This window comes from Bacillus sp. ILBB4, assembly GCF_035064545.1.
Lineage (GTDB): Bacteria > Bacillota > Bacilli > Bacillales > Bacillaceae_H > Priestia.
In genome coordinates, this window is sequence record NZ_JAIQVD010000004.1 from 125,854 (window position 1) to 144,350 (window position 18,497).

Genomic DNA, 18,497 nt, shown 5'->3' on the forward strand with positions numbered 1-18,497 from the left:
TAGATACTGACACTCTTAAATACAACCGATATATGATTTATCTATGCTTCATTTTATAGTTCATTTCACTTTCGTAAAGAGAAAGTACATTATAAAACTAAACATCTTTTCCTCCATAGATATAAAGATATAAAAATAGTAAAAGATTTAGAGGAAGACAGCCCCATTAAAAATGGTTGTCTTGTTTTGTCGGAATTTGAATATAGAATTATATGGTTATGTTAAAAATTAAGTAGTATCATAGTCGTAGTTATAAAGTAATTACACATGGTTAAGGGAGAGATTAAATGAAGAAAAAGGGTATCATCTCATTATTATCTGTAGGTTTACTAGCTTCCTCATTATCAGTAAGCACAACTCAAGCAGCTGAAAATAACTATGAGTCTTCAAAGAAAACAATTGAAAGCCGATTGAAATCTGATAAACCGTTAAATCATAATGTTATTAATCCCTATGCGCTAAGGGAAATTAAAGAACAAACTTTAATTACATTAGAAACACCTAAAGGTTTTTCTACGAAAAAATTTAATGCACCAAGTGCAAGTATTAAGGGCAGTAGTGGTCAGCCAATGTATGAAAGTGAGCCTAATGATGATTTCAAAATAGCAGATACACTACTAAACGAGAGAGTAACATTTGGACAATTCGACGATACTCTTGATATAGATTTTTATAAGGTGAACGTATCTGGAAAAGGGACTTTACTAGTAGCGGGTGGAACAGATACTACTTCCAATATCGATTTACTATTTTTAGCAACTGAATATGAATATCAAGATCATGGTTATTTAGAATACTTAGGTTCTGAATATGATGATGGAGTGGAAGTGCAAGGATATAAAGTTAATAAAGCGGGCACGTATTACATACCTGTTTTAGATCTAAACGGAAATGATTATGATGCTATATATGGAATCTCTACTCAATTTGAAGCTGACAAAGATACTGTTGCGCCAAATAAACCTACTGTTAATAAAGTAGACAATAACGATAAAGTTATAACTGGTAAAGCGGAAGCAGGTTCAACTGTAACTGTTAATGTAGGTAAAAAACGAATTGGGTATGCAAAGGCAAGTTCAAAGGGAGCATTCTCTGTTAGTATTCCAGTTCAAAAAGCAGGCACTACGCTGAATGTAACCGCTAAAGATAGTGCGGGAAATGTAAGTAAACTTACCTATATAACAGTTGTAAAAGCTGACGTTACTCCACCAAACAAGCCAGCAGTTAATAAAGTAGATGATAATGATAAGGTTGTGACAGGAAAAGCAGAAGCTAACTCTACCGTAACTGTTAATATAGGGAAGAATAGAATTGGGTATGCAAAAGCAAATTTAAAGGGAGCATTCTCTGTTAGTATCCCTATACAGAAAAAAGGAACTAAATTAAACGTAACTGCTAAAGATGCTTCGAATAATGTAAGTAAAGTTACGTATGTAACTGTTGTGAAACATTAAAATTGATAAACTGTTTAGATTATCTGCGATGCATTAAGTGGTAAATCAATCCAATAATAATCACAAAAGCTAAAATCAGACTGTTAGGATAGCAGGATAGCTAGTATTATAAGCAGACCAATTGCGTCTGCTTTTTTATTTAGGCAAAATACATAACTCCGTAGTAAGTACACTTATTTAGACCTAATTAAGGCCTAAAACTTTATTATTAATTAATAATGGAAGATTATAATGATGATTACGTTCTTGAGAGTTTAAGGAATGAACAGGACCAAGGGGATAAGGAAAGAGCTAAATTATGTACCAAAGAGAACGGATTTTCATCCTCTCTTTAAAGAAAGCTGGTTTAAAGGGTGTAGAGTGCTCTCATCTAAAATGATAATTTTCGATGAATATTCGAGATGTTCATTATAACAAAGCAACAAATTATGATAAAAATCCAGTAAAAGACCGACATAAAAACTATTTTCCTCTGAAAACATACCAGAGCGATTGATAAGAATATTTTCGTATTTTTTAACGATTCTTTGAGTTCTCTTTATAATTTTTACCGCATCTTTCATTTTATACATTTCATTTAACTCTTCCGCAAATATGTGGAGGTCTTTTTGTATGATAGTTCTAAGCGCTGCATTCATTTCTTTAATGTTCTGCGGCACTTCTTCCAGAATAAATTGCTTTATCATAATGAAATCAGACTGCACTGGCTCGTTCAAAAAGCTTAGGTATATGCGAAGAGTGTTATACGCATCATACATCGGATTGTGCTTTTTACCCTCAAACTGCAAATTATATAAAGCTAACCCATTTTCTACTGATACGTTATTTTTAGAAACACGCTTTGTAAAAATTGCTTGAAAATCAACATAACGCTGTTCTATTTTCTTTATAGTAGCAAGAGAGATTTCGTGCTTTGCCGCATCTATTTTTAAACGAGATAAATCGCTGGTAGACCAGGAGAAAAAACGGGATTTTTTAATTCCGCCAATCCAGGTTAAAAAGTCTTCAAAAACATTTTTAAAATTACTTGCACCGACTAAATCAGTATCGTTAATACCGGTTAACTCTTTGCAAAAGCGGCTTAAGGACACTCGTTTTGTAGGTTGAATATAACGATCAAAAAACTCAATGTCTTCTGTCTCGATATTGTACTTCACCGCGCCGAGCCGAATTGCTTCCATATCTTCAAACGGCATTCCTTTGTTTGAACACAGCATTTCAAAATCAAAAAAGATAAATTGTTTTACATCTGCCATATTCTATGCTCCTCTCTCTAACAGGTTATTATAAGGGAATAGGTGTGAAAGAGGAAGAACTAATAAATTCCAAATCCCGAGGATAACAATGGATTATTTCAAAAGGCTAGGGGACTCTTATCAGTTTCTAGGTAGCGGAAAAGTTTTTGAAGCTCTTCGAAGGACATATAAACAGGAAGTTCTTTGTCTGATTTTGGCGCTTGGATATTAGCAGTGAAGTCTGACTTCATATAATTTTCTTTTAAGCAATATTGCGTAAGTGGCTTGATATACGACGTTGTAACGTTTCGATGATTAATTACTTAATTCTATACAAAACGACGTACACTTGAAAATGTAAGGTCATTCAAATCAAGTGAGCGATTATTTTCTTATAGGAATTCTCGATAAAGCCTTAAAGCAAGCAAACGAGTAACCAAGACAAAGCAATAGGTGATATGTATTCCAAGGGTCTAAGAGCAAGGGAGACCGCAATGATTTTATTTCTTTTTCTAGTTTACATAATATATATTCTAGGAACCAATAGATAAAACGTAAATTCCGTCTCATTACAAAAGTATACTTGTGATAGTGAGACGGAATTTAAAAATGAGATAGGGTTTGTGTTTATTTAATTTAACTCACTAAACTAATTATCAGTAAGATTTGTTCTAATTGAACAAATCTGGATATGATTTTATAGAATGCATATTGATTTCACCAGATTGTTTTTAAGTTTGATCAGTTCGACTTATATTTATAGATTTTGAAAAATAAATGAGTTACTTGTAGGATTTAGATTTTATACTCATTTATTTTTTCTCATCGTATTCTCAATGAACTCTTTGCAAATTGATAAAATCTGTTTACGTTTAATATTTTAAGGATTTATTTGCTACAGAACGTATATTTTTCATTTAGTACATATGTTTGCATTTAATGGATTTTTATTCATTTACAAAAGTCAAAACCTCGTATTTTCTGTAATAAAATACAGTAATTAGTATTTTTATTCTATCTGATTCCTTGTTAAAATCATTGAAAACCCCTTTCTTATCAGCTTTTTAGTGATTTTAGTTGTAGTTTCCTTTTTCATCGGGTATAATATTAAACAAATAGATGAGGGTATAAATTGGATGTCATTATCCAGTTTTAAAGGAGCGATACTCATGAACATTACAATTTATTATGGAAATCATGAAGATAAAACAATTCATACAATGGATTGTCACGTAGATATCGATTTAGATGATGAAGATATGGTAGCTTTAACAGAAGCTCGTTAATGAATATATAAAAGGCTGTGGATGCTTTTCATCTGCAGCCTTTTATTTTTTGCTCTCCCTCTCCTCTTTAACTTCTACTAACCGCTATGTTTTAGAAACCTTAGTTACTTTTATTATAAAATTTCAAATTCTCCGTTAACTTCTCTTTACTTTTCGACACATTTTTTGTATCATTAGATAAGAACATATGTTCGTTTTATTTTTATCGTATTGATGATCACAAGGAGTGTTTTTGAATGACGGTACGAAAAAGAAAAAGAAAGAAGCTCCCTCCTACCCTATCCAATACAGGCTTTATTGGATCAACGTTTGCTGATACAGATGAATTAGCACGCAATGAATATCACTTTCCTCGTAAGCAAATGAAAATTACCCATCATGTCTTAGATGCCTTGCTTCAAGGGGCAACGCACTTATTTCAACAGCATAAAGTTGAAGCCGCTATCTCATGCGTGTATCTTCCTAAGTACAAGAAGATTGGTTTAGTCCTTTCTAAACAGCCTTTTGGCCGCAATGAAGGCATTGGGTATTTTATTAATTACTTAAAGGAAATCGGACATATTGAGTGGGATGAAAAAACGAAAGACTACGAAATACATAATACGAGTTTTATCGGCGTGGTATTTGCAGATCTGAAAAAAATTGCTAAGTTCACCTTCGACTTTGAGCTGGAATTGCTGTCAAAGTTCGTTAAAGACTTAATTATTCCTGCTAAAGAGCTGTTCTTGCAGCATAATGTAAAAGCGTATCTCTCAGGCGTTGAAAATGAAGATCAGCATAAAGTAGGGTTTGTTTTATCGATCAAGCCTTATGATGAACGTAAGGAAGCAGACTTATATTTTGTGGAGTATTTAAAAGAACGTGGTTTATACGAAGAGGACGAGTCTGAAGAAGAGCTAGTACCTATTCATACAAAATGGAGCTTATTTAAATAACATACGTTATACCCGCTGTCTTAATAAGATAAGCGGGTCTTTTTTTGCTTTTTTACTAAAACCCAAAACAAATTAGTAGCAAGTACTAATAGTTAGCAATATAATAATAGTAATGATAAAAATCATTGATATCTATAATATAAGGAGTCGTTTTTATGATTCAGCTAAAAGATTTAGTTCCAAGTGAACATTACAACTTAACAGAGGAAATTGAAAAACATGCATCCGATCAGCTTGCGTTAAAGTGGCAGGACGCTGACGGTGCACGTGAAGAAATTACATATAACCAGCTGTTAGCAAAAGCCAATAAAGTGGCAAACGGGTTAACAGAGCTAGGTTTAACAAAAGGCGATCACGTTTTAGTTATTACGCCTCGCCTTATTGAATCGTACGCTATTTACTTAGCATGCTTAAAAGCAGGTATTATTGTAATTCCTTCTTCAGAACTATTACGCGCAAAAGATATCCAATATCGTTTACATCACGCTGAAGCAAAAGCGATTATTTCTTACCATCCTTTCTGCAATGAGATCGATAAGATTGAAAACTTCCCTACTTCTCTACAACATAAAATTACGTTTGGTGCTGATGTTACGTCATGGACGCGCTTAGAGTCACTTACGGCGGATGCATCAGAACAGTTCCAAGCAGCTAAAACAACTAAGGATGATACGGCATTCCTTCCTTATACTTCTGGTACAACAGGACAGCCAAAAGGCGTTGTTCATACTCATGGATGGGCTTATGCTCACCTTCGTATCGCAGCTGCTGAATGGTTAGATATTAAAAAAGGAGATACGGTATGGGCAACAGCAGGTCCTGGTTGGCAGAAATGGATTTGGACTCCGTTTTTATCTGTACTTGGACAAGGTGCAACAGGCATTATCTATAACGGACGTTTTGAACCTAAAAAGTTTTTAGAAATTTTACAGGATGAAAAAGTAAACGTACTGTGCTGCACGCCAACAGAGTACCGCTTTATGGCTAAAATTGATGAGCTTGAACGTTTTGACCTATCTCACCTTCATAGCGCTGTATCTGCGGGAGAACCGCTAAATGAAGAAGTGATTAATGTGTTTAAAAAATATTTTAATATCCAAGTACGTGATGGATACGGTCAAACAGAGAATACTCTTTTAATCGGTACATTAAAAGGTGTAAAAACAAAGATTGGTTCAATGGGTAAACCGATGCTTGAAGGATTTGTAGAAATCATTAATGAAGACGGCGAACCTTGTAAGCCTGGAGAAGTTGGAGATATTGCCGTTCATAGAGACCTCCCTTCTCTTTTCAAGCACTACTATAAAGACATGGAGCGCACTGAGAAAACGTATAAAGGAAACTACTATTTAACAGGTGACCGCGCTTCTAAAGATGAAGATAACTATTACTGGTTCCAAGGACGCGGAGATGATATCATTATCAGTTCCGGCTATACAATTGGGCCATTTGAAGTTGAAGATGCATTAATTAAGCATCCAGCGGTGAAAGAGTGTGCCGTTATAGCTAGCCCAGATGCTGATCGCGGCCATGTTGTAAAAGCGTATGTTGTTCTTGTCGATCATGTAAAAACAACAGATGCAGGGTTTATTAAAGAGCTGCAAAATCACGTAAAGACTTTAACTGCACCTTACAAGTATCCTCGCGTAATTGAATTTATTGATGAATTGCCAAAAACTAATTCAGGTAAAATTCGACGTGTGGAACTTCGTGAACGCGAGCAACAAAAAGCATAATAAATGAAAAAAAGACGTATCTGTTAGGATACGTCTTTTTTTATTAGATAGCATGCTGTGAAGTACGGACATCTACCGTTAAAACACCGGTATTTACGTTTGCGTACGCTTTAATGATGACAGGGTAATCTTTGTTGTTTGTGAACTTAAAATCAGGTCCTCCCCACGATACGGTTGCATCTCTTCCTGCAGGTACATAACCTACATGTTTTGAATGGTGAGACCTAGCTGTCACTTGAAGACCAGCGCCGTCAATAGCATTGAATAGCGTAGAAGATGTTTGGCAGATCCCTCCGCCAATTCCCATCACAAGCTGTTTGTTGATGATTTCAGGAGCAGGCTGATAGCCTCTTTCTGCTGTGCGCTCCCCAACTGTTTGATTATAAGAAAATGAATCTCCTGGACCTAATACAACGTTATTAATCGCTTCTGCGGATAGCTGAACATTTCTGTTTCGGCTTGTATCACTTGGACGAAAACGTGTAGAATACGAAGCTAGCGATACATCAGCGATCCCTTGAGTAGATGCTGCCGTTACATTTGGAGCGGTTTCGTAAATCGGAACCTTTACATCCAATTGTTTCGTATTTAAGTTCTGCAGATTTTTAACAAGCTCTGCTTCTTTTAAAATGATTTGTTTGGACCCGCCGGTTAACGATCCATTTGCATCCATCTTTATGTTTTGCATAGGCGTGTCGATCCCTTTTGCCAGCTCAGACGCTAATTGCTTAATTTCTTGGTCGTATACGTCTTTATCCTTGTAATGAACCGGCTTGAATTCTTTCATTACTTTTCCTGTGCGGGAATCTTTCAGCTGATACGTTAGGTCTTCGATTTTAAGAACTGGTTTTTTCTTTTTCTCAGTCTTTTTTTCTGCTTTTTTCGCTGCTTGTTTTTGTTCTATCGCAGCTGTTTGCTTTGCAGAATGGTTTGTATACATGCTGTACGCAATAAACGCACTCACAATTGTAGCGCCAAGCAAAAGCGCTCCTAAGACTTTCTTCATGTAATTGAATCCCCCCATATCTCGGCTTTACCTCAATATGTTTTTTCTATAAAAATATGTATACATTCATTTTATACAAACATCCTATAAAAGACGATCTGCCAAAGTGAATAATCACCATTTTTTATATTTTTTTCTTTGTTCAACACATGAGGTAAAGCGGAATGATGTTCATAGACCCCATTTTTTCTTATGAACTCAATAGAAAACAAATGTTGTATGCGTTTCCTGTTATTACTATTCTTATATATAATAGCACGAAAACAAGGATTTTTTAACGAATTATGGTAATTATTTTAAAATTTTTCTGACAATTTTCGCGGTGTTGTTCATTTTTCTATGGGCATTATACATGGTATAATGGTAAAAATGGAATTTGTTTTATGAGGAGGATTTACGCTTGACTGAACGTTATAGCAAAGAAGAGATTAGTCATCAGCTAGAAAGTATAGATCATGTAAAAGAAGCTCTTTTAAAATATAAAAACACCGTAATCGGTGAGAAATATGATTTGCTTCCCTACCATTTAACTTCAACAAAAGAAGCAATCTTAAAGACCATTCACGATAAAAAAAGCTGTATTGTTAGCGATATCACAAAAGTACTTGGACTCTCACCTGGTGCTATCACCATTGTATTAAATCAATTAGAAGATGATGAGCTTGTGAATCGTATTTATAAAAAGCAAAACCGCCGAAGTGTTTGGGTAGAGCTGACGGAAAAAGGCGAAAAAGTTGTCGAAATATTGCAAGCTACTCGTGTCGATTTTTGGTCAGATTTACTTTCACACTTATCAGAAGAAGAAAGAGATCAATACTTTCACATTATGAAAAAAATATCTCAAAAATTACAGCAATAAATATAAAAAAAGCGGCTATAAAGGCCGCTTTTTTATTATGCGTGTGCTAAGGCTTGTTTTTTCACTTCGTTTTTCAACACTTTTCCTACGCTGTTTTTAGGAAGTGATGAAACAAATACAACAGTTGGCACTTTATATGGTGCTAATCGTTCTTTACAGAAGTTCACTACATCTTCTTCAGTTAAAGCAGATGCTTCTTGTTTAACAACAAATGCATATGGAACTTCGCCGTACACATCATCAGGCATGCCGACAACTGTCGCTTCTAACACACCATCTGCTGCTAGGACAACTTCTTCTACTTGATCTGGGTAGATGTTGTCTCCTCCATATACAATTACATCTTTATAGCGTCCTTCAATGTAAAGAAATCCGTCTTCATCTAATCGACCTGCATCGCCCATCGCTAGCCAGCCATCTTGTAAGACAGCGTTTGTTGCTTCTTCGTTTTGCCAGTAGCCTTTAAATAGATAAGGGCTTCGTACAAGTACTTCACCTTTTTCTCCAGTTGGAACTTCTTGACGTGTTTCGGGGTCTACAATTTTAACTTCCACATGTGGAGCAGGTTTTCCAGCAGAGCTTACTTTCTTCCATCCCATTTGAGGATGCCATGAACTGATAATCCAAGCTTCTGTGCTTCCGTACCCTTGAGCTAAAATCATTCCGTTACGATCATATTGTTCAATTAAAGACTCTGATACTTTTGTTCCGCCTGACACAGCAAGTTTTAGAGGGAAATCATAGTGATCTCCTTTTTCAAGCTCTTCTACAATGTATTTTAATGCAGGTGGTAGTGCAAACAGCATTTTAATGTTTTCTTTTTCAATTACTTCAATTACTTTAGCTGGATCTGTTTCTTCAGAACATACCATTGTGTTTCCTGTGTTAATGCACATAAATAAAATGCTCATCGAACTCATGTGGAAGAATGGATGAACAAACAAATAGCGCATGCTTTTATCAATATTTGCACGTTCTTCCTGTCCGCCAGAATTTAAAAAGGCACTTACCGATCCGTGTGCAATCATACATCCTTTTGACTTACCTGTTGTACCTGATGTGAACATCATCAATGCTAGATCTTCAGGAAGTACTTCAGGAAGTGCTTCTGGCGTGTTTGTGTTATACGCTGAGAATTGAGTTGTAAATTCTTTTGCATCCTCAATTTTTAACGTAAAACTAAGTCCATCCGTTTGTTCCGCTTTTTCTAATACAGACGTAAATTCATTGTGGTGGATAATCGCTTTTAACTGTCCGCTCGTAATAATGCTATCAAGCTCATAAGGTGTCATGCTCTTACTTAATGGAACAACGACTGCTCCCACTTGTAAAATCCCCATTGTAACGACTGGGTAAGCAATGCTTGTATGAGCTAAAACACCAATACGGTCTCCTTTTTGAATTCCTTTCTCTAAGAAGTAATGAGACAATTGATTTACTTTTTCATGAAATTCATTAAATGTATAACGTTCATTATGTTCAACTAGTGCTTCATGTTGAGGAGAAATCTCTGCACGTTCTGCGACTAAGTATTGTAATGTGTTCATTTTATCCTCTCCTTTGTCCGCTCGGACTAAATATTTCTTTTATGAATATTTTAATGACTAAAACATAATAACAAAAAATTTTTCCGAAGTAAAAGTTTAAAATTATCAAAATGTGTTTATATAGGTTGTATCGGGAAATGTTAAAAGAGATACTGTTTTTAAGAAGTGTTGTATTACCAAGGGTTTGAGAAAATTTTACAAAATTTAAATAGTTCAGACACTGGGTTTAACGAACTATTTTTTTCCTTTTTTTGTTTGTAAATTAGTTTTTATTTCTTGTTTTTCATTTTTTTAATATATTTTCTTACTTTCCCCTTATTCACCGGATTTTGAGCTCATTTATTGAATGAAAACGGTGAATATGAAACAATAATATATAAGCATTTGGATTTGAAAGGAGCAAATTTAGACATGAAAGTTCTTGTAATTGGTGCGAATGGTCAAGTAGGCAAACATATTGTAAACATTTTGAATGAAAGTGATGTGCACACTGTACGTGCGATGGTTCGTAAAGAAGAACAAGCAAAAGAACTTGAGGCAAGAGGTATCGAAACGGCTTTTGCAAGCTTAGAAGGCACTGTACATGAAATTAAGGAAGTGATGAAAGGCTGTGACGCCGTTATCTTTAGCGCAGGATCAGGCGGAAATACAGGCCATGATAAGACACTTTTAATTGATTTAGACGGTGCGGTAAAAGCGATGGAAGCTGCAGAAGATTTAGGTATTAAACGATTTGTGATGGTAAGCGCACTTCAAGCACATCACCGTGAAAACTGGAATACTTCACTAATTCCTTACTATGTAGCCAAACATTACGCGGATAAAATCTTAGAAGCAAGCGGATTAACATATACAATTGTTCGACCAGGCGGATTGTTAAACGAACCAGGAACAGGACGTGTAGATGCTGGGGAGAACAAAGAGCGCGGATCCATTCCTCGCGAAGATGTAGCGCGTGTGGTAGTGGAAACGTTAAGTGAAGATCATACATTCGGACGTTCTTTTGATTTAGTTTCAGGCGATACGCCTATCGCAGAGGCTATTCAATCTATTTAATATAAAAAAAGCAGCGAATACGTATTCGCTGCTTTTTATTTATCATTTAATACACGTACTAAATGATAAATCACTTTTGCTGTCAGTCCCCATATGACTCGATCTTCATAGTAATAAAAATGTTCTTCCATCTCTCTTGTTTGCCAATTATAATTTTCACCACCGATAATCGCGTCATAAGGAAAATTATGTTCGGGTTCTACCCTCAAATGGATATTGTGTATATCAGGTTCGGTACGTTGGAAAAAAGAAAGAGGCACGGTAAATACTTCTGCTACTTCCGAAGGATTCGGTCGAAGTTCAAGCGACTCATCAATAAAACCTACATAAGGATAAATGATTGTTCCGAATTGAGAAACAATATAATCTAAAGCTTGTACTTGCTGAATAGATTCAGGCGTAATCCCTAACTCCTCGGATGTTTCACGGATAGCCGTTTCTTTTTCGTCTGCATCCGTCTTCTCGACACGCCCTCCTGGAAAACAAATTTCTCCGGGCTGTCTTCGTAAATCGAGCGCTCTTACCTCAAATAAAACATGTAGTTCCCCTTGTTTTTCAATAAGCGGAACAAGAATACCGAAGCGAGAAAACTGCTCCATCCCAAGAATTGTCGGTATCCGATTTTCTAACTTAGCTATAATACGGGATGCATCCATACGTCCACTTCCTTTCACAAAATGAATTATCAAAAGAATAGCGAGTTGTAAGCTACGATGTCAACTAACCTGCAAAAGAAAGCTGTTATCTTTAGTATATGAAGAGATCCATTCAATTGACACTACCAATTGATAAAAATATATAACATGAATATAAATAAAAGCAGATAGCATCGGCTACCTGTCTTTTTGTTTTGTTTTTAACAACCCATAAATAAGTAAAAAGAATGCAACCACACTGATAAGCAATCCTCCTACTTGCTTATCAGTGAATCCAAAACGAAGCTGAAGCCAAAAGATAACCAAGCAAATCAAAATGACACTGGTAGCTAAATAAAAGTAAATACTGTAGAAAAACGGATTCGTTCTTTTCCGTTTGTAGACAAGTAGTGAGATGCCTATATACGTACCCAATAGTGTGAGTAATACAACAACTTCCGTTAATGTTCTCACCGCATTCTCCCCTCTCCCTTTTTTCTTCTATACCCCGTTTCTTCTTTCATCAAAAGGAAGTTTGACTAAGGTATTTACAAAAAAAGCCCTTATGCCATAAAGCGGTTTCCTTCAATACACTTGCTTTTATATATCAAGAGCAAAGGTAATGACCGCTTCACAAGCTAACTCGCTGTCTACAAATGCTTTTCCTTTTCCTCTTACAATCTTTCCGCGCTGCTTGAGAACCTCAAATTCTAAACGCAGTGTATCTCCTGGCCTTACTTGACGCTTAAAACGACATTCGTCTATTCCTGCTAAAAAAGCAAGTCTTCCTTTTTGTTGGTCATCCGCAGCCATGGCAAATCCACCGAGCTGAGCAAGAGCTTCTACAATAAGTACCCCTGGCATTACCATATAGTCGGGAAAGTGGCCTTTGAAAAAAGGTTCATTTGCTGTTACTTGTTTGATTCCTACCGCAAGCTTTCCTTCTTCTTGCTCTAAGATGCGATCAACAAGTAAAAAAGGATAGCGGTGTTGAAGGGTATGTTTTATTTGTTTTATATCTTTCATATGTATCGCTCCTTTTTCTTATAATAAGGGGTCCTTACCGTCAAATGCAGGAAACGTATCTGGATGAAGAAGCGGCGCGAGTTTTTTTAACCCTAACAGCAACCTAGGTGAAGGACGACAATACAGCCATTCTTCTAGTACATATACGCGATGTTCTTTTATGGCAGACATGTCAGACCAGTTCGGTCTCTTGTGTAAAATCGTTGGATTCACTTTGTTTGTCTGTACGCCCACCCAAGCCAAACACACATGAAGTGGATTTCGTTTGAGCACTTCTTCCCAATCACTCTGTACATTTGCTTCTTTATGATCAGCAAATATATTTTCTCCTCCCGCTAACTCACTAATTTCAGTCAGCCAGTTTGCTTTGCCAGGAGTAAAGACAGGTTTTGGCCACCATTCCCAGTATACAGTGGCTTTTTCATCAATTTGATTTGCAATCCCTTTATATGTAGAAAGAAACTGATCATAACGCTTTAACAGTTCAGCTGCTTTTGTTTCAATGTTTAATCGCTGACCTAAATCCTGTAGATTTTGACGGATATCTTCTAGCGAATTAGGATTATATACGACATAAGGAAGCTTTCGTTTTTTTAGTTCTTCAATATTTCGCTCCATTCCAGGAACGCTTAGTGATGCTAGGACTAAATCGGGTTTAGCTTCTTCCACCGCGTCCATATTAATAGATAAATCGGGACCTAAACGCGGCAGACCTTGAATAGACTGCGGCCAATCGGAATAATCATCTATTGCTACGAGCAAATGCTCACATTTTAAATACGCTATTAGTTCTGTATTGCTTGGACAAAGCGAAACAATTCGCATAGTTCCCCTCCTGCATTCATTTCTTTTTTTCTATTATACAATAGATCCAAATATAAAAAGCAGAGACTTTCACTGAAGTCCCTGATTGTGGTGCTCTCTCTTATCCGCCCATCGCGTGATAAAAGAAGTAAAAGAAACCTAAACAGCCAAGTGAACTAATGCTTGTAGTTAAAATGCCGATTGAAAGCAACACCTGTCCGTCTTTTTTTTGTTTGTATCGCAGCATATAATAAAAAGCTAAACAGGTGCCAAGAAGTAAATAAATAGCCCATATGTAAGGTAGATTCTTTAGCTGAAAGATGTATCCTTGATTAAATAATAAACAGTAAATAAAAAAAAGATTTACGATAAAAAATATAGGAAGTACACTTTTCTTCATCTATTAAACCCTCTTCTATTCTTTATTTTCTGCTATAGTTGCTCTGTTTTGATTTCTCAGTTCATCCCGTATGTCACGTAAATATTGATTTCTCTCTTTCATTCGCTTTAAAACTATAACGATAACAGCTATAATACCAGCAATGATTCCTATATAAAGAACTCCAAACACTAAGATAGGTACTACACCCCAAAGCTCCATCTCATTCCTCCTATTTTTTAGTTATTACCTTATTTTACCGTATTTTGTAAGGATGTCACGTCTTTTATCCATGAAAAAGGGAGTTTGAATATACATTCAAACTCCCTAAAGAGATAATAAAAAATAATATTTATTATAGCGCTTTGCTTTTGACACTCGCTCCCGTTCCGAAGAACTTATCAAAAATTTGATAAAGAGCAGACAGGCCAACTAACCAATAAATCGTTGTTACTAACCAATCCCAAGAGCCAAATAGCTCTTCTACTACATTCACGCCTAATGCTACAGCTAACCAATTTAAACCGCCTAAAATCACAAGAAGAGTCGTTAAACCTGAAAGAAATTTCACGTTGTCACCTCCTTGCGAACTGCATTAGGAAAAGCAGCTCATGTTACATCTTATGCGCTGTATAGATCAGTATATGCATAGGCGCTATGTAAAATAGTTATAAAGAATATGTGATTTATTCTTTTTTATTTCCTTATTGTGCAGCTGCTGCTTTCCCAATTTGCTTAATCGTTTCTACATGCATCGCTTCGTGATAAAAGCTGAATAAAAACGTTTCACCAACTGTTGTAAAGTTGATGCCCGCTTTGTTTGTAAAAGGTGTGATCAACTGTTTGTCAAACTGCTGAGGCATGAACTCTTTAATACGATGTGCTTGATCTTTCAACACATTCGCAATTTCTTCAAGAGAAGGAGCAGCCTCCGTCCAATCGGCAGGTTTTGTTCCTGCGCCGAAAAGGCTTTCATAACTCTCGGGCGTTTGCATCGCTTCACCAGCTAAGCCAAACACAAGTTTTTCTTGAATAAAGGCAATGTGTCCAAGATTCCAGCGGATATTGTTATTGAATCCTTTTGGTGTGATGTCCGCTGCCTCTTCTATTGTTTTTTCGAGGATACTAATCGTAATTCCTCTTACAACGTCCATATGTTTTAAAATCATGTTTTCCATCGTCTAATCTCTCCTTACGTTGTCGTATTAGATAAACTATTCAATGTCTATTGTGCACAAATTATCCCTTAAATGCCACTCATAACATTTAAACCTGAAAATAAAAGAAAACTCAAAAGAAACATCCCCCTATATAAAAACTAGGGGGATGTTTTAAGCAGAAGACTTCAAATTTGAGACAGGTCCTTTGTTTGGCTTCGGTTTTAGCTGACCTAGCTTATTTTTTAGATAATCTTTTAATGCGCCGCGTTTTCTCTTGCGTCTTTTATCACGATTTTTAATGGGAATCTCCTCCTTTCCTTTTAGTTTTAAGACCTGTGTATTAAATGGATTCTTCTTTTATACATAAAATCCTTTTGAATTCTCAAATTTACCTTCATGTAATTCTTTCCTTTTTACAAAAAAAGACCAAAGTATCAAACCTTTGATCAATCAAGCTACATACGTAATCGACCCAATAGTGGAAATAATAGCGCTGTTTCTGTCGTACCAAACAACGGGTTCGTATCTAACTGCAAAATAACTGAGGTGAGCGGTGTGAAGCCTGACAATTTCATCTGACAGGTAAGCTGATTGCTTTGCGTCGTCTTTTCTCTTTAAATTTAACACTTCAATAATTCTTTCCCGCGTCGTAATTCCAATTCCATGACCAAAATATAGAGTTTCATCTAATACAATTGTGTTTTCACCTTTCCACTGGGGAGTATCAGGGTTATAATCAGGATTTTTAAAATACGCACAGTCTCCGGGCAAGTAGTCAGATCCTTTATAACCATGGAGCTCAAGATCTTCATCATATTGCCAATCGTGTAAGTAAAGATCAGCAAAAAGCCTGTTAAAGTTTGCTTTTCCAATATTATTTAATACAGCTTTGTAAAAGATGATGATAACAGCCGTCGCGCACTCAAACGCATATTCGTGTCCGTTGTAAAAAATATCATCGATGGCCTGATGAGGAGAAACGGTAGGCAGTAGCTGAAATCCTCCGTTATCGGTTCTTTTCCAATACTTTTCGTTACACCTAGAACGTGCAAATGTAGCAAACCTGGCACCGCTTTTACGCAGCAACACAGACGATTCAATAATTTGTAATTTAACAGATACATCAAAATCAAGCTGGTCAAATGTAGCATACTCATACACTTCCCTATAGGCATCCATCTGTTTTAAAATGTCTGCTTTTTCTTTTGTTAACGAACTATTATTTAGATCACTTATTTTCACAATTTGTTGGTTAACTTTAATCATAGACGTTCTCTCCTTTACAGAAAATGATATCAATCACTTTCTCTAACAGGATATTGATAAAAAAAGATTTTGTGTATCTTCATTTATTTAAAATCATGAAGATTAGAAAAAACGATGAAAGAAAGTAATTTAACCAATAATCTTTTCCTTTGTTCCTTTTTGTCCTTTTGTAACCTTTTTAAATATAAAGCGAGCAACTAACACGTACAGTGGTAATACAATAATGACGGCAATAACATTTAAAATCCAAGGTATTGTCCCCATAAAAACGTTTGAAGATGCTTTATCATACCAGCTCACAATAAGTATTAAAAAGAAAACACTGAATATAAAAGTACTTATATATCCCTTCTTATAGTTTGTACTTCTCACAGCAACAACAAAGCCAATTATCAATGAAATGCCTGCTGCAATTAAGATAAAAATCAAAAAAAAGTTTGCTACCTTTTGAACGTCCATTACTTCCCTCTTTCTTATAAAATTTTCACTCCAGAATCTTCGTTAAGCTTATAAAAAAGTAAATTTAAGTACTTTAAACTCCCTAAAACAATTAACGCCCTTTTCTAGATACAATTCCTATAGTTAAAATTAAGTCATACCTACAGCATATAGTGCTATAAAAGTATAAAGTGATTTTATGTAGCCAGCTGTATAAAGCGTAGCGCTCATTATTAATAAAAGTCCTAATATGTTTAATAACTTTGTTTTTTTAATTTTTATTTCAATCTCTTCCTTTCTATCTCTGAGCAATGTATTTTTTGAAAAAGATTTAATACAACTACTTTAGTTAATAAAAAGCTAAAGCAAACTAATAAAACAAACGAGATTTCCTTTTGATAGTTTAGAGATATATTTATAATATTTTTCTCCTTTATCTGTTGTATCGTACTGTGAAATGTAATAAAAGGGGGGAAATGCATAGATTTGTTCACGCTTGGTCCTATTGTTGTAGCATCCTTAAGGACAGTAGGCCACTATGTATTAGAAAATATAAAAGTTAAATCTGGCAATGGAATCAATCCTAAAATGTATAAAGGGATTCTATTCGTCTTTAAAGATGAATTAAGCAGTGTTCTGGGCAATAGAAAAAAGGATGTTCAGGACTTTCTTGATCAGTTTGAGAAACAGTTAACTTTACATACGTTCAATGGCAAAGAGTATTATAGGGCCGATAATTTAAGACAGACTATTAATGCTACTGAATAAGCACATAAGCAAAAAAGGTCTTGATGTCTAATCGAGTCCTTTTTATTTATAACTGTATCAAAAAACTTGATCATTTCACGTCAAAGGTGCTGCTATAAAGGTTTCCAGCGAAAGTTCCATCATAATTTGTTAGCGGTTTGGTTATGTGATATACAGCAAGCTTATAACGGTATGTGCCATTAGTATCAACTTTAAAACTCGTTCCAAATTTCTCTCCAGAGACTGCATACCATTGGGATGCAGATTGCACGTTCACCCATTTACCATTCTCTAAATGCTGCAATTGACCAACAAGTCGTACCTCAAATGAATTATGGTTAATAAACTTCATAATGATTGGTTCTTCTTTTGTCCAATTTGTCTTAATTGAGTTAACTGATACATCGTATGATGAAGCGGCATCAGCTTCTTGAATATCCCATTTGGAACCAATGGGATATTTGCGACGGATCCTATTCCTAAACCACCTAATGTAATTACTCCGGCTAGTGCTACTCGCGTTACTCTTTTCACATCATTTCCCCGTTTCATTATAAGATTATAGGCTTTATATCCTCTATAAAACCTATTAATTTATCACTATAGCACAAAAAATAGAATATTATGGGTTATTTTGTAAAATGTCTTATTGAACTAAGAGTTTTAAATAACACTATTGAAGATTCTAAACACTAGATGCAAAAGATATTTTACCTCACATACGCCTAAAAGGAAGGAATTAAGCTGGGATACTAGCCTATATAAGGTTTAATCCATAATTGTGGTTTATGGTCTTATAACAATAACGAAACCCCAACTTGTGGTCTATAGAATTGCTGCTTGCAAAGAGCAATATTCATACTGAATAGTGTTATTTAGTTTTTTCTCCTACAAGTGATTTTTTTACTTAAAATTACAATAATAAATT

General features: G+C 35.4%; 21 protein-coding genes. 6 read left to right on the forward strand and 15 right to left on the reverse strand.

The window, feature by feature from the left end; genetic code table 11:
- Positions 1 to 287: 287 nt before the first annotated feature.
- Positions 288 to 1,454, forward strand: coding sequence for an Ig-like domain-containing protein (locus LAV82_RS17685; protein WP_499716596.1), 1,167 nt, complete (start codon positions 288 to 290; stop codon positions 1,452 to 1,454).
- Positions 1,455 to 1,774: 320 nt separating this feature from the next.
- Here LAV82_RS17685 and LAV82_RS17690 read toward each other — a convergent pair whose 3' ends face one another.
- Positions 1,775 to 2,710, reverse strand: a complete 936-nt coding sequence (locus LAV82_RS17690) for a 3'-5' exonuclease (RefSeq protein WP_499716597.1) — start codon at positions 2,708 to 2,710, stop codon at positions 1,775 to 1,777.
- 1,501 nt (positions 2,711 to 4,211) lie between these two features.
- Here LAV82_RS17690 and LAV82_RS17695 point away from each other — a divergent pair.
- Complete coding sequence (locus LAV82_RS17695; RefSeq protein WP_211080199.1) at positions 4,212 to 4,910, forward strand: hypothetical protein; 699 nt, start codon at positions 4,212 to 4,214, stop codon at positions 4,908 to 4,910.
- 155 nt (positions 4,911 to 5,065) lie between these two features.
- Positions 5,066 to 6,646 carry an acyl-CoA synthetase MbcS gene (gene mbcS / locus LAV82_RS17700; protein WP_499716598.1) on the forward strand — a complete coding sequence of 527 codons (1,581 nt, stop codon included), beginning with the start codon at positions 5,066 to 5,068 and terminating at the stop codon, positions 6,644 to 6,646.
- A gap of 43 nt (positions 6,647 to 6,689) precedes the next feature.
- Here mbcS and LAV82_RS17705 read toward each other — a convergent pair whose 3' ends face one another.
- On the reverse strand, positions 6,690 to 7,652 hold the full coding sequence (locus LAV82_RS17705; RefSeq protein ID WP_211080197.1) for a VanW family protein: 963 nt from the start codon (positions 7,650 to 7,652) through the stop codon (positions 6,690 to 6,692).
- Positions 7,653 to 8,052: 400 nt separating this feature from the next.
- Here LAV82_RS17705 and LAV82_RS17710 point away from each other — a divergent pair, with 400 nt between their 5' ends.
- On the forward strand, positions 8,053 to 8,511 hold the full coding sequence (locus LAV82_RS17710) for a MarR family winged helix-turn-helix transcriptional regulator (protein WP_013057155.1): 459 nt from the start codon (positions 8,053 to 8,055) through the stop codon (positions 8,509 to 8,511).
- Between the two features lie 35 nt (positions 8,512 to 8,546).
- On the opposite strand, the gene LAV82_RS17715 is transcribed toward LAV82_RS17710, so the two are convergent.
- On the reverse strand, positions 8,547 to 10,058 hold the full coding sequence (locus tag LAV82_RS17715; RefSeq protein WP_029321906.1) for a class I adenylate-forming enzyme family protein: 1,512 nt from the start codon (positions 10,056 to 10,058) through the stop codon (positions 8,547 to 8,549).
- A 411-nt stretch (positions 10,059 to 10,469) separates the two neighbouring features.
- Here LAV82_RS17715 and LAV82_RS17720 point away from each other — a divergent pair, with 411 nt between their 5' ends.
- Positions 10,470 to 11,114, forward strand: a complete 645-nt coding sequence (locus tag LAV82_RS17720; protein WP_013057153.1) for an SDR family oxidoreductase — start codon at positions 10,470 to 10,472, stop codon at positions 11,112 to 11,114.
- Between the two features lie 35 nt (positions 11,115 to 11,149).
- Here the strand turns inward: LAV82_RS17720 and LAV82_RS17725 are convergent, their stop codons facing one another.
- From LAV82_RS17725 to LAV82_RS17770, 10 genes are all read right to left on the reverse strand, one after another.
- Positions 11,150 to 11,770, reverse strand: coding sequence for an NUDIX hydrolase (locus LAV82_RS17725; protein ID WP_499716599.1), 621 nt, complete (start codon positions 11,768 to 11,770; stop codon positions 11,150 to 11,152).
- 177 nt (positions 11,771 to 11,947) lie between these two features.
- Positions 11,948 to 12,223 carry a hypothetical protein gene (locus LAV82_RS17730; RefSeq protein WP_211079657.1) on the reverse strand — a complete coding sequence of 92 codons (276 nt, stop codon included), beginning with the start codon at positions 12,221 to 12,223 and terminating at the stop codon, positions 11,948 to 11,950.
- Between the two features lie 126 nt (positions 12,224 to 12,349).
- Positions 12,350 to 12,775: a 3-hydroxyacyl-ACP dehydratase FabZ gene (fabZ, locus tag LAV82_RS17735; protein ID WP_013057150.1), complete on the reverse strand. Its 426-nt coding sequence runs from the start codon at positions 12,773 to 12,775 to the stop codon at positions 12,350 to 12,352.
- Positions 12,776 to 12,793: 18 nt separating this feature from the next.
- On the reverse strand, positions 12,794 to 13,600 hold the full coding sequence (locus tag LAV82_RS17740; RefSeq protein ID WP_013057149.1) for a cobalamin-binding protein: 807 nt from the start codon (positions 13,598 to 13,600) through the stop codon (positions 12,794 to 12,796).
- A 100-nt stretch (positions 13,601 to 13,700) separates the two neighbouring features.
- Complete coding sequence (locus LAV82_RS17745; protein ID WP_013083263.1) at positions 13,701 to 13,979, reverse strand: hypothetical protein; 279 nt, start codon at positions 13,977 to 13,979, stop codon at positions 13,701 to 13,703.
- Between the two features lie 15 nt (positions 13,980 to 13,994).
- Positions 13,995 to 14,180 (reverse strand): hypothetical protein, encoded by a 186-nt coding sequence (locus tag LAV82_RS17750; protein WP_013057147.1) that lies wholly within the window; start codon positions 14,178 to 14,180, stop codon positions 13,995 to 13,997.
- A 133-nt stretch (positions 14,181 to 14,313) separates the two neighbouring features.
- The gene (locus tag LAV82_RS17755) at positions 14,314 to 14,529 is read right to left on the reverse strand and encodes a DUF378 domain-containing protein (protein ID WP_013057146.1); all 216 of its coding nucleotides are present in this window, start codon (positions 14,527 to 14,529) and stop codon (positions 14,314 to 14,316) included.
- 133 nt (positions 14,530 to 14,662) lie between these two features.
- Entirely contained in the window at positions 14,663 to 15,136 is a 474-nt protein-coding gene (locus LAV82_RS17760; RefSeq protein ID WP_499716600.1) for a DinB family protein, read from the reverse strand.
- A 432-nt stretch (positions 15,137 to 15,568) separates the two neighbouring features.
- A complete protein-coding gene (locus LAV82_RS17765) occupies positions 15,569 to 16,384 on the reverse strand; it encodes a protein-glutamine gamma-glutamyltransferase (protein WP_013057144.1) in 816 nt (271 codons plus the stop codon).
- A gap of 129 nt (positions 16,385 to 16,513) precedes the next feature.
- Positions 16,514 to 16,843, reverse strand: coding sequence for a hypothetical protein (locus LAV82_RS17770; protein WP_499716601.1), 330 nt, complete (start codon positions 16,841 to 16,843; stop codon positions 16,514 to 16,516).
- Between the two features lie 465 nt (positions 16,844 to 17,308).
- Between LAV82_RS17770 and LAV82_RS17775 the strand changes: the two genes are divergently transcribed.
- On the forward strand, positions 17,309 to 17,590 hold the full coding sequence (locus tag LAV82_RS17775; RefSeq protein WP_499716602.1) for a hypothetical protein: 282 nt from the start codon (positions 17,309 to 17,311) through the stop codon (positions 17,588 to 17,590).
- Between the two features lie 70 nt (positions 17,591 to 17,660).
- On the opposite strand, the gene LAV82_RS17780 is transcribed toward LAV82_RS17775, so the two are convergent.
- Positions 17,661 to 17,921 carry a hypothetical protein gene (locus LAV82_RS17780; RefSeq protein ID WP_499716603.1) on the reverse strand — a complete coding sequence of 87 codons (261 nt, stop codon included), beginning with the start codon at positions 17,919 to 17,921 and terminating at the stop codon, positions 17,661 to 17,663.
- Positions 17,918 to 18,103 carry a hypothetical protein gene (locus LAV82_RS17785; RefSeq protein WP_499716604.1) on the reverse strand — a complete coding sequence of 62 codons (186 nt, stop codon included), beginning with the start codon at positions 18,101 to 18,103 and terminating at the stop codon, positions 17,918 to 17,920. Before LAV82_RS17785 ends, LAV82_RS17780 begins: the two co-directional genes overlap by 4 nt.
- Positions 18,104 to 18,497: the final 394 nt, after the last annotated feature.

What these genes read in the sequence shown, in the direction of transcription:
- LAV82_RS17705 (WP_211080197.1), bottom strand. Translation starts at nt 7,652, where the DNA reads ATGAAGAAAGTCTTAGGAGCGCTTTTGCTTGGCGCTACAATTGTGAGT.
- LAV82_RS17780 (WP_499716603.1), bottom strand. Translation starts at nt 17,921, where the DNA reads ATGAAGTTTATTAACCATAATTCATTTGAGGTACGACTTGTTGGTCAA.
- LAV82_RS17740 (WP_013057149.1), bottom strand. Translation starts at nt 13,600, where the DNA reads ATGCGAATTGTTTCGCTTTGTCCAAGCAATACAGAACTAATAGCGTAT.
- LAV82_RS17695 (WP_211080199.1), top strand. Translation starts at nt 4,212, where the DNA reads ATGACGGTACGAAAAAGAAAAAGAAAGAAGCTCCCTCCTACCCTATCC.
- LAV82_RS17760 (WP_499716600.1), bottom strand. Translation starts at nt 15,136, where the DNA reads ATGGAAAACATGATTTTAAAACATATGGACGTTGTAAGAGGAATTACG.
- LAV82_RS17715 (WP_029321906.1), bottom strand. Translation starts at nt 10,058, where the DNA reads ATGAACACATTACAATACTTAGTCGCAGAACGTGCAGAGATTTCTCCT.
- LAV82_RS17685 (WP_499716596.1), top strand. Translation starts at nt 288, where the DNA reads ATGAAGAAAAAGGGTATCATCTCATTATTATCTGTAGGTTTACTAGCT.
- LAV82_RS17770 (WP_499716601.1), bottom strand. Translation starts at nt 16,843, where the DNA reads ATGGACGTTCAAAAGGTAGCAAACTTTTTTTTGATTTTTATCTTAATT.
- LAV82_RS17765 (WP_013057144.1), bottom strand. Translation starts at nt 16,384, where the DNA reads ATGATTAAAGTTAACCAACAAATTGTGAAAATAAGTGATCTAAATAAT.
- LAV82_RS17745 (WP_013083263.1), bottom strand. Translation starts at nt 13,979, where the DNA reads ATGAAGAAAAGTGTACTTCCTATATTTTTTATCGTAAATCTTTTTTTT.
- LAV82_RS17690 (WP_499716597.1), bottom strand. Translation starts at nt 2,710, where the DNA reads ATGGCAGATGTAAAACAATTTATCTTTTTTGATTTTGAAATGCTGTGT.
- LAV82_RS17750 (WP_013057147.1), bottom strand. Translation starts at nt 14,180, where the DNA reads ATGGAGCTTTGGGGTGTAGTACCTATCTTAGTGTTTGGAGTTCTTTAT.
- fabZ (WP_013057150.1), bottom strand. Translation starts at nt 12,775, where the DNA reads ATGAAAGATATAAAACAAATAAAACATACCCTTCAACACCGCTATCCT.
- LAV82_RS17725 (WP_499716599.1), bottom strand. Translation starts at nt 11,770, where the DNA reads ATGGATGCATCCCGTATTATAGCTAAGTTAGAAAATCGGATACCGACA.
- LAV82_RS17720 (WP_013057153.1), top strand. Translation starts at nt 10,470, where the DNA reads ATGAAAGTTCTTGTAATTGGTGCGAATGGTCAAGTAGGCAAACATATT.
- mbcS (WP_499716598.1), top strand. Translation starts at nt 5,066, where the DNA reads ATGATTCAGCTAAAAGATTTAGTTCCAAGTGAACATTACAACTTAACA.